Origin of the sequence: Pseudorhodoplanes sp. (genome assembly GCF_035565855.1) — a bacterium.
GTDB lineage: Bacteria > Pseudomonadota > Alphaproteobacteria > Rhizobiales > Xanthobacteraceae > Pseudorhodoplanes.
On sequence record NZ_DATMRX010000009.1, the window covers coordinates 1 to 8,460 of the forward strand.

Genomic DNA, 8,460 nt, shown 5'->3' on the forward strand with positions numbered 1-8,460 from the left:
AAGGATAGCCTTAACGGTCATAGTCGCCTCCCTATCCCGCGGAACACCCGGTTGCCCGATCGGAACCACGGGACGATCCAACGGTAACCGTTAAATCCACCAGGTGGGTCAGGGTTCCTGCCGCGCCTCGTCGCGGGGCAGCCATGCGATGCGCGGACGGCCGTGCTCGACCGGCCGGCAAATGCGCCAGCTTTTTGCGTCAACTTTAATGAAACGTCGGACGGTCGGGAGGCAGCCAATCGGTGGCCGGCGGCTCGTCGCGCTCGGGCTCCGCCGGCGGCGGAGGCTTCGTCGGGTCGAACATCGAGAACAGCAACAATCCCGCCAGGAAGCCGCCGAGATGCGCCTCCCAGGCGATCGCCTGATCACCTTCGACGAACGACAGCGAGCCGAGCCCGAACAACAGATTGAGTCCGAACCACACCGCAACGAACGCCACCACGCGCGGATTGCGCAGCGCAACGCCAAGCGGCGCGGCCGGCACCTGATCGGCATGGCTGCGATCGCCGCGCCGCATGTCGAGCGAGCCGCCCGGTTCGAAGACGAACCGCGCCGATGCGCCCATCGTGCCGGAAATGCCGGCCGAGGCGCCGATCATCGGCGCAAGCTCGCCTGGGTGCACGACAAGATAGGCCACCGCGCCCGCCACAACCGTCACTGCGAAGAACACCAGGAAGCGGCGCGTCCCGAACCGCCGCGCCACCGGGCTTGCGAACGCCAACAGCCAGATCGCGTTGAACCCGATGTGTGTCAGGTCGGCATGGAGCAGCGCATAGGTGACGAAGGTCCAGATTTCCGCGCCCCAGCCCCCCGGCAGCATGCCGTCGATGAGAACGCTGGTGTCGTAGCGCGCCGGAACGAACGCCAGCGTCCACACCAACATCCGGTCGATATCGTCCGGCAATAGCCACACGCGCACGGCGTGCACGCCGCCCAGCACCAACAGCAGCGCAACGATCACCGGGGGGACGTTCAGAATCGGCTCGCGCGGCCGGTCCGACGGTTTGTCCAAGGGCTCGTCCAAAAGAACTCCCGCATCCCCGGCGCCTGCACTCGGCCGCCCGTTTGGGCGCTCATTTGGCCGCCGTCGCCGCACGCGGCGCGTGCTGCATGCAGTCAGTTAAGCGAGAGCGGCGCCGCAATCAAACAAAGAAAAGGAGGGCCTGGTCCCCCTCAAGGACCAAGCCCTCCCAGACAGCCACATTCCCCAACTCTCCCGCTCAGCTCAGGCCCTGACCCTACGTCGGCCGCCCCACCTCGCCAATGACGGACTGCCGGTAACTTTAACGGTGGACGCGACCGCGCAAAGGCGGCCCGCGGCACGGCCGATGCTCGATCGGAGGCAGCCACGCGAGGACGTGGCAAGCCTGTCCCGGCCGGGGACGAACCGCATCAAGCGCCGTACCGCGGTAGTGCAAAATGAAACATGCATCCAGTCGCGAGCTGTTCGACTATTGGAACGAGCGTCGCGGTCCACGCCTCGCCCCGCAACGCACGGATATCGAGCCCGGCGCGATCCGCGGCATCCTGGCCGACACATTCATGCTCGACGCTTGCGGCCCCGATCACATCGTCAGGCTCGCCGGAACGCGCCTTTGCGCCTTGTTCGCCCGCGAACTGAAGGGCGAAAGCTTCGCCGGCCTCTGGCGGACCGTCGATCAGGCCTCGCTCGCCGAACTGCTGACGGTCGTGGTCGAGGAGAAGCTCGGCGTGGTCGCAAGCGTCACCGGGGCGACGGCAAGCGACGCGCTGCTGCCGGTCAAACTCGAGCTGGTGCTGCTGCCGCTCGCCCACCGTGCCGACGTCAACACTCACGTCTTGGGATCTCTCGCTCCGCTGGCCGCGCCGTATTGGTTGGGTGCCAAGGCGATGGGTTCGCTTGAGCTTGGCATGTTCCGCCATGTCGGCGGATGGGGGGATATGGACCCGCCCCGCTTCCACGCTGTACCGGGGCGGATGCGGGGCGGCCTTATCGTCTACGATGGCGGGCTTGCCGAATAGCCGGCCCTGGAACGTCTCCGGACCACTGCATATCGACCGCTGGCAAACGCCCGTCGGGGTGGAACGAGCCGCATGAATCGGCTTTATGGGGCATGTCGCCGGCTAACGCCCCGTTAACGATACGTGAATAGGGTTTGCGGGAATCTATCGGCCCAGGGTCCGCACTGCATGGCGCTGTTGCAAACCAAACCGCTCATGCTGCCGCATGCCCAGGAGCGGCGCCGCCATCAGCGCGTCCGCGTCAACCTGCTGGGCCGCTATATGTTGGCGGACCGCCGCGAATATCCCTGCCAGGTCATCAATATGTCGCCCGGCGGCATGGCGCTGATCGCCCCCGTCATCGGCAACATCGGCGAGCGGGTGATCGCCTATGTCGATCACCTGGGCCGCCTCGAAGGCACCATCGCCCGCCATCTCGAGAACGGTTTCGCCATGACGATCTCGGCGACCGCGCGCAAGCGCGACAAGCTCGCCGCGCAGCTCACCTGGCTCGCCAACCGCAGCATCCTCAACCTGCCGGAAGACCGCCGCCACGGCCGCTTCGTGCCGAAAATCGTCGGCGCGCGTCTCGTTCTGCCGAACGGCACCTCGGTCGGCGTGCGCATCATCGACATCTCGCTGTCGGGCGCCGGCATCGCCACCGAATTCCGCCCCGAGATCGGCAGCCATGTCACGCTCGGACGGATTCCGGGCCGCGTGGTGCGCCATCTCGACGAGGGCTTCGCCATCGAGTTCACCCGGCTTCAGCACCCGGACTCGGTCGAAGAGAACGCCGCCGCACAGTAAACGCGGGGTTGCCGGACTCTGCGCCGCGCCCGCGCCGGCGGCATAAAGCGCCCGTTGGCAGTCTCCCGACCGGCCCTTCCCACCCCTCTCCCAGCGTTAATGCCCCGCGCATTCGCCATTGCGCGGACCCGCGCCATTGCGGCCGAAACAGTCTTAAAGATACAATTTTATTCAATTCGTATTATTTCAAATTTTATGCAAATTTTCCAAGAATAATCTCTGCATTTGCTTCAATGAATACTTGTCTTTTCCTCAAAATGACTTTGCTGGATTAGCGGCGCACCAAAAGCTTTGTGGGAAATACGACCCCAACAAGACGGGAAGGGGTCGCGTCCATGTTGTCGAAGTCGAGGGCCGTGTTTCGTGCCGCCGTCGCGGCCGCCATGCTCGCCGTCCCCGGCGCGATGGCGCAGGCGGAGACTCAGCAAGCCACCCAGCAAGCCGCCTACGTGTCCATCGGCTCCGCCACGCGGGCGCCCTTCGGCTGGGTCGAATTCTGCAACGACAATCCGAAGGAGTGCCCCGACGTCACCACCGAGGCGCGCGACGTGGTGCTGACGCCGAAGGTCTGGAAAGACCTCGTGCGCATCAACCGCTGGGTCAACGACAACATCCAGGCGCAGACCGACATCGACCACTGGGGCGTGGTCGAACGCTGGTCCTATCCCGATGACGGCAAGGGCGACTGCGAGGATTACGTGCTGCTGAAGCGCCGCATGCTGATCAAGGCCGGCTGGCCGCGCGAGGCGCTGCTCGTCACCGTGGTGCGCGACAAGAAGGGCGACGGCCACGCCGTGCTGACGGTCGCGACCGACAAGGGCGATTTCATCCTCGACAATCAGGAGTCGGAGATTCTGCTCTGGTCCGACACGGGCTATCGGTTCGTCAAACGCCAGTCGCAGAGCAATCCCAATGTCTGGGTCGCGCTCAGCGCGCCGCGCCCGGCGTTCGCGACAGCCGCCTCCTCATCCGCGCATTGAGAAAAGGAAAGTTTCGCGAGTCCGGTCACGTCCCCACCCCTCCCCGTCCCCAGACCGGGTTCGCGCGCGGCCGGCGTCCCCAACGCCGGCCGCACTTTTTTCATAACGGACTCGCCGCCGCCTCTACCTAACGGCAATATTCACGTTTAACGTGTGTAGAAATATAAGAAATAGACAACTTCTCCGAGAAGGTGTTTATATACCTTCAAGGGGAGTAGTATGGAATTGGATGCCGTCTACGTCTTGTCGGTGAAAAGCTTCACCGAACGCCATCAACATATCCGCCAGCAGCTGGCTGCCTACGACATCCCTTTTGAATTCATTTTCGATTTCGATCCCGACCAGCTTCAAGAAGACGGTTCACCGCAGACATTGTCACGCGCTCACAAATCGCTCATTCTAAAACACCGCTGCGCCTGGGAGCGCGCCTGCGCCAACGCACTTGAGAAAGTCCTCATCTTCGAGGATGACGTAATTCTAAAACGCAATTTTGCGTCTCGTTTGCATGCTGTATTGGAGTCGGTTACCACACTCGAACCTGGGTGGCTCGTATTCTTAGGGGGCGCCGATAGCAAACTTAGCGACCGCTTCTTCCTCGATCCATCATTGCTTATCCCCCATCCGATCTCGACGGCCGAAGCCTACATCACCGACAACGTTGCTTGTTGCGCTAGGTTGGATTGGCTCAGTAAAAATACAAGCGACCTCCCAGCCGACCACCTTCTGCGACACATCGACTCTGCAGTCGGCATACAGCAGTACTGGCCGCGCGACGCGCTCCTTGTTCAGGGAAGCATAAACGGCCGATTCAGCAGCACGCTGGATGGCAGTCGAAGAAAGCACTCAGACTTCGTGAATTGGATGCGATTTCAATGGCAGAGATTTCAGAGGCGCAAATTACGAAAGTGGTTTATCCAGGCCGTGAATTTGTCATCGCGCGCACGCTTCTAATTGCTGTCATTCCAGCTACTCTCTTCTCAACGTCCATAACGGCCGCAATCGAATTCGCATTGTATCTCCTATTTGCGGCAAGCCCCGAGCTTCGGAACAAGCTGATCTATGTTCTGCGCAACCCTACCTCGATTGCGCTTTTAGTTTTCCTTGCGATTTGCGCGATCGGAGTTTTATACGGCGACGCCCCTTGGGACGATAGATTGGGCTCACTCAAACGATGGCGCAAAGCGCTGGTGTTTTTTCTAGCGGCTGCAGTCTTTGACAACGACAAATCAAAAAATACGTTTCTGATACTCTTCGTCTGGTTTTGCTGCACAATGGCAGCAATATCTTATCTCACATTCATTTGGCCCATAGGAAGATTAGAGCCGGGGATCGTTCTCCGGGATCACGCCATTCAAGGGTTGTTTTTTGCAGTCGGCGCAGGTGTCGCATTTTTCCTCGATCCCGTACGATGGTTACCCGCTATAATCCTGTTACTTCTAACCATCGCCCTTGGGACCGGCCGCGTTGGATATCTCGCATTCGTCGTAATCATTGGCACTCTCGCATTTCGCAATTCATGGAAAACTGGAGCGTCAATTGTTCTTGCCTGTGTGATCACCCTAACTTTTAGCGGTACCGTTCGCGACCGAATTCAAACGGGCGTTTCAGAGCTTGGAACATACGAGCAATCGGAAAGCCTGACCTCCATGGGATTCCGGATGGTGATGTGGAGGAACACCTTCTCCATCATCAAGGAGCATTGGCTCCTGGGCGTTGGAACTGGAGGGTTTGAGCATGCTTACAAACAACAAACCAGCGGCGACGACAGTTGGCGTGCGACGTCAACGAATGACCCTCACAATCAATATATGCGCACGTTGTCCGAGCACGGCCTTTTTGGGTTTGCGGCGTTCATAACATTTATCGTCTTAGCGTTCTTAAGCAGACATCGCCATCAAACGCTCCTCGTAGCCATACTGGCTGCCTGGTGCATTTCCAGTTTGTTTGCATCTTATTTCTCTCGATTTGTGGAAGGAGAATTTATCTTTCTTATTCTCGGGGTTTTATTATCCGACTCCAAGAATACAGGAATTATCAGCGATACGAAAATCACTGCGTAGCCCCGACGTCAGGCTATCTTTCAGCAAAATGCGTGCGAGAAATCGCCGCAAACCCGGTGTAGGATCGCACCGCGCCGAGCGCTCGGCGCGCAAATCCCGATATCGACAGGAGGCAGACATGCAACCGAGGCTGGACGCGATCAAGGCGAGCCCAGGCGTATACAAGGCGATGACGGGGCTTCAGTCCTATGTCGACCAATGCGGCCTGGAGCATTCGCTGCTCGAACTGGTGAAAATCCGCTCCTCGCAGATCAACGGCTGCGCCTTTTGTCTCATCATGCACACCAACGATGCGCGCAAGCAGGGCGAAAGCGACGAGCGCATGCACCTGCTCAACGCCTGGCGCGAGGCACCGGTGTTCACCGCGCGCGAGCGCGCCGCGCTCGGCTGGGTTGAGGCGCTCACCCTCATCACCGAGGGCCACGTCCCCGACGACGTCTACGAGGAGGCCCGCCGCCATTTCTCCGAAAAGGAACTGGTGGACCTGAGCGCCGCCGTTGTCACCATCAACGCCTGGAACAGGCTGGCCATCGCGTTCCGCGCGGTCCCGCAGGTCAAGACGGCAAAGATCGCGGCCTGACGGACGCCCGACGCCGCTCAATCGATCCGCTTCAAACCCTTGGCGTATTGCTGCCAGCGCCGCACGTAAATGTCGGCGCCGGCGGCGATCATCTTCGTCATCCGCTCGTCGAGCGTGCGGATGGCGCGCGCCGGCGAACCGACGATCAGCGAATTGTCGGGAAAGCTCTTGCCCTCGGTCACCAGCGCGCCCGCCCCGACCAGCGAGTTGTTGCCGATCCTGGCGCCGTTGAGCACGATCGCGCCCATTCCGATCAGGCTGTTGTCGCCGACTGTGCAGCCGTGCAGCATCACCTTGTGACCGATCACGCAATGGCTGCCGATCGTCATCGGGAATCCGGGATCGGTGTGCAGCGTGGCATTGTCCTGAATCTGCGAACGCTCGCCGATCTCGATCCACTCGTTATCGCCGCGCAGCACCGCGCCGAACCAGACGCTGGCGTGACTTTTCAGGCGCACCCGCCCGATCAGCACCGCGGTTTCGGCAATCCAATATTGGCCATCGGCGGGAAATTCCGGCGCCTCGCCATCGAGTTCGTAAATCGGCATCGCGGTCCTCCAAAGGAACGCGAACCTGCCACGTCCGGCGAAGCGAAGCGAGCGGTGCTCGCGCCCTATGCCACCAGCCGGCCGAGAGCCTGCAAACCCATCACCACGATGGTGCCCGACATCAGGCTCCAGAAGCCGGCCACGAATGCCGCCATCGCGGCAAAACCGAAATTGCGGCCTCGGGCCCGACCGCCGCGAACGGTGATGGCGACGATGATGAACGGCGCGGCAAACAGCAGGAAGGCCAGCCCGGCCAGCGCGCGGTTGCGCTCCTCGTTCAACAAATAGAAGCCCGGCGGCCGAAGCGTCAGCAGTTCGTAGCCGCTCGACAGCAGGCCGGCGACAGCAAAGCCGATGGCGAGGTCCAAGAGCGACCGCGCGGAATCCGACCAGATCAATCCAAGCACAAGACCTTCGGGCGACATAGCGGCAGCCCCAACACGACACCGCCGGATTCCTTCCAGATCGCGGGCCCGACCGCCAGCGCATGCTTAAGGGAAGGTTAACGGATCCGCGGTTCGATACCGGCGGCGATTCGCGACGAGGAAGGCTATGGCTCATACGGCAACGGTGGCGCGCCGGCGGCGACAGGGCGGCGGCCTGCTCGCCCGTGCACTGGTGCCGGCGCTTGGTGCCGCCGCAATCGCCCTCGCCGTCTCGGCCGTGGCCTATGTGGTGTGGCCGGCGCCCGCGCCGCTGTCGCCGGACGCGCCCGCGCTGCCAATCACCGTCGGCAACGTGCTGTTCAACGTGCCGGCCGCCGCGATCCGCTTCAAGGCGCAACGCCGCAGCGGCGACCAGGCCCGCATCGACCTCAGCTTCGTGTGGCCCTCGCTCACCCCGCCCGACCCGAACGCCAAACCGAAACCGTCCGATACCCCCGACGTGACCGACCGGCTGTTCATGACCATCGCCGCAAGCGACAACACGCTCGCGCCGATGGAGCGGCTCAAGACGATCTATCCGCGCTATCTGGATGGAACGCCGGTGGTGGGGACGGACGGCCTCAGCCGGCAAAGCTTCCGCGACAACTCGGCGTACAAGGGCGACGAGCTGATCTTCGACCCGGCCGCGCAGGAGCGCTTTCTGCTACGCTGCGCGCGACAGGCCGGCGTGACGCCTGCGATGTGCCTGCACGAGCGCCGGATCGCCGGCGCCGACCTGATGCTTCGCTTCCCGCGCGCCTGGCTTGGCGACTGGCGCACCACCGCCTCGCGGATCGAGCGGCTGATCGCCAGCCTCCATCCATCGCCGATGGCGAATTAGAGCGTTTTCGAGCGAAGTGGATACCGGTTCGCGTGAAGAAAACGCGTTTAAACAACGACCTAGAGTCCTTCACCGTTTCCATCAAACGGTGAAGGACTCTAGGTCACATACTCATAAACGGGATTCCCTTGGAGGGGGTGTTCTGATTCATTGCTCTCAGCCTTGGAGGTTGAGATGGCGCGCTTTGATCTGACGGATTTCGAGTGGTCGGTGATCGAGCCGCTACTGCCGACGAAGGT

At 61.6% G+C, this 8,460-nt stretch carries 10 protein-coding genes; 7 read left to right on the top strand and 3 right to left on the bottom strand.

Going from position 1 to position 8,460, the window contains the following annotated elements; translation table 11 throughout:
- Positions 1-205 precede the first annotated feature (205 nt).
- Entirely contained in the window at positions 206-1,012 is an 807-nt protein-coding gene (locus tag VN004_RS00645; protein ID WP_325606175.1) for a rhomboid family intramembrane serine protease, read from the bottom strand.
- A 407-nt stretch (positions 1,013-1,419) separates the two neighbouring features.
- On the opposite strand from VN004_RS00645, the gene VN004_RS00650 reads away from it, so the two are divergent.
- The 6 genes from VN004_RS00650 (at position 1,420) to VN004_RS00675 (ending at position 6,407) form a co-directional block, all read left to right on the top strand.
- Entirely contained in the window at positions 1,420-2,001 is a 582-nt protein-coding gene (locus VN004_RS00650; RefSeq protein ID WP_325606176.1) for a PAS domain-containing protein, read from the top strand.
- A gap of 168 nt (positions 2,002-2,169) precedes the next feature.
- Positions 2,170-2,787 carry a PilZ domain-containing protein gene (locus VN004_RS00655; protein ID WP_325606177.1) on the top strand — a complete coding sequence of 206 codons (618 nt, stop codon included), beginning with the start codon at positions 2,170-2,172 and terminating at the stop codon, positions 2,785-2,787.
- 335 nt (positions 2,788-3,122) lie between these two features.
- Positions 3,123-3,767, top strand: a complete 645-nt coding sequence (locus VN004_RS00660) for a transglutaminase-like cysteine peptidase (protein ID WP_414710210.1) — start codon at positions 3,123-3,125, stop codon at positions 3,765-3,767.
- Positions 3,768-3,986: 219 nt separating this feature from the next.
- Entirely contained in the window at positions 3,987-4,718 is a 732-nt protein-coding gene (locus VN004_RS00665; protein ID WP_325606178.1) for a glycosyltransferase family 25 protein, read from the top strand.
- Entirely contained in the window at positions 4,640-5,827 is a 1,188-nt protein-coding gene (locus VN004_RS00670) for an O-antigen ligase family protein (RefSeq protein ID WP_325606179.1), read from the top strand. Before VN004_RS00665 ends, VN004_RS00670 begins: the two co-directional genes overlap by 79 nt.
- 118 nt (positions 5,828-5,945) lie before the next feature.
- The gene (locus VN004_RS00675) at positions 5,946-6,407 is read left to right on the top strand and encodes a carboxymuconolactone decarboxylase family protein (protein WP_325606180.1); all 462 of its coding nucleotides are present in this window, start codon (positions 5,946-5,948) and stop codon (positions 6,405-6,407) included.
- Between the two features lie 17 nt (positions 6,408-6,424).
- Here the strand turns inward: VN004_RS00675 and VN004_RS00680 are convergent, their stop codons facing one another.
- Both VN004_RS00680 and VN004_RS00685 read right to left on the bottom strand, forming a co-directional pair.
- Positions 6,425-6,955, bottom strand: a complete 531-nt coding sequence (locus VN004_RS00680; RefSeq protein ID WP_325606181.1) for a gamma carbonic anhydrase family protein — start codon at positions 6,953-6,955, stop codon at positions 6,425-6,427.
- Positions 6,956-7,020: 65 nt separating this feature from the next.
- Positions 7,021-7,323 (bottom strand): DUF6949 family protein, encoded by a 303-nt coding sequence (locus tag VN004_RS00685; protein ID WP_325606182.1) that lies wholly within the window; start codon positions 7,321-7,323, stop codon positions 7,021-7,023.
- Between the two features lie 184 nt (positions 7,324-7,507).
- On the opposite strand from VN004_RS00685, the gene VN004_RS00690 reads away from it, so the two are divergent.
- A complete protein-coding gene (locus VN004_RS00690; protein WP_325606183.1) occupies positions 7,508-8,221 on the top strand; it encodes a hypothetical protein in 714 nt (237 codons plus the stop codon).
- The last annotated feature ends 239 nt before the right edge of the window (positions 8,222-8,460 follow it).

What these genes read in the sequence shown, in the direction of transcription:
- VN004_RS00650 (WP_325606176.1), top strand. Translation starts at nt 1,420, where the DNA reads ATGAAACATGCATCCAGTCGCGAGCTGTTCGACTATTGGAACGAGCGT.
- VN004_RS00655 (WP_325606177.1), top strand. Translation starts at nt 2,170, where the DNA reads ATGGCGCTGTTGCAAACCAAACCGCTCATGCTGCCGCATGCCCAGGAG.
- VN004_RS00660 (WP_414710210.1), top strand. Translation starts at nt 3,123, where the DNA reads ATGTTGTCGAAGTCGAGGGCCGTGTTTCGTGCCGCCGTCGCGGCCGCC.
- VN004_RS00665 (WP_325606178.1), top strand. Translation starts at nt 3,987, where the DNA reads ATGGAATTGGATGCCGTCTACGTCTTGTCGGTGAAAAGCTTCACCGAA.
- VN004_RS00670 (WP_325606179.1), top strand. Translation starts at nt 4,640, where the DNA reads ATGGCAGAGATTTCAGAGGCGCAAATTACGAAAGTGGTTTATCCAGGC.
- VN004_RS00675 (WP_325606180.1), top strand. Translation starts at nt 5,946, where the DNA reads ATGCAACCGAGGCTGGACGCGATCAAGGCGAGCCCAGGCGTATACAAG.
- VN004_RS00680 (WP_325606181.1), bottom strand. Translation starts at nt 6,955, where the DNA reads ATGCCGATTTACGAACTCGATGGCGAGGCGCCGGAATTTCCCGCCGAT.
- VN004_RS00690 (WP_325606183.1), top strand. Translation starts at nt 7,508, where the DNA reads ATGGCTCATACGGCAACGGTGGCGCGCCGGCGGCGACAGGGCGGCGGC.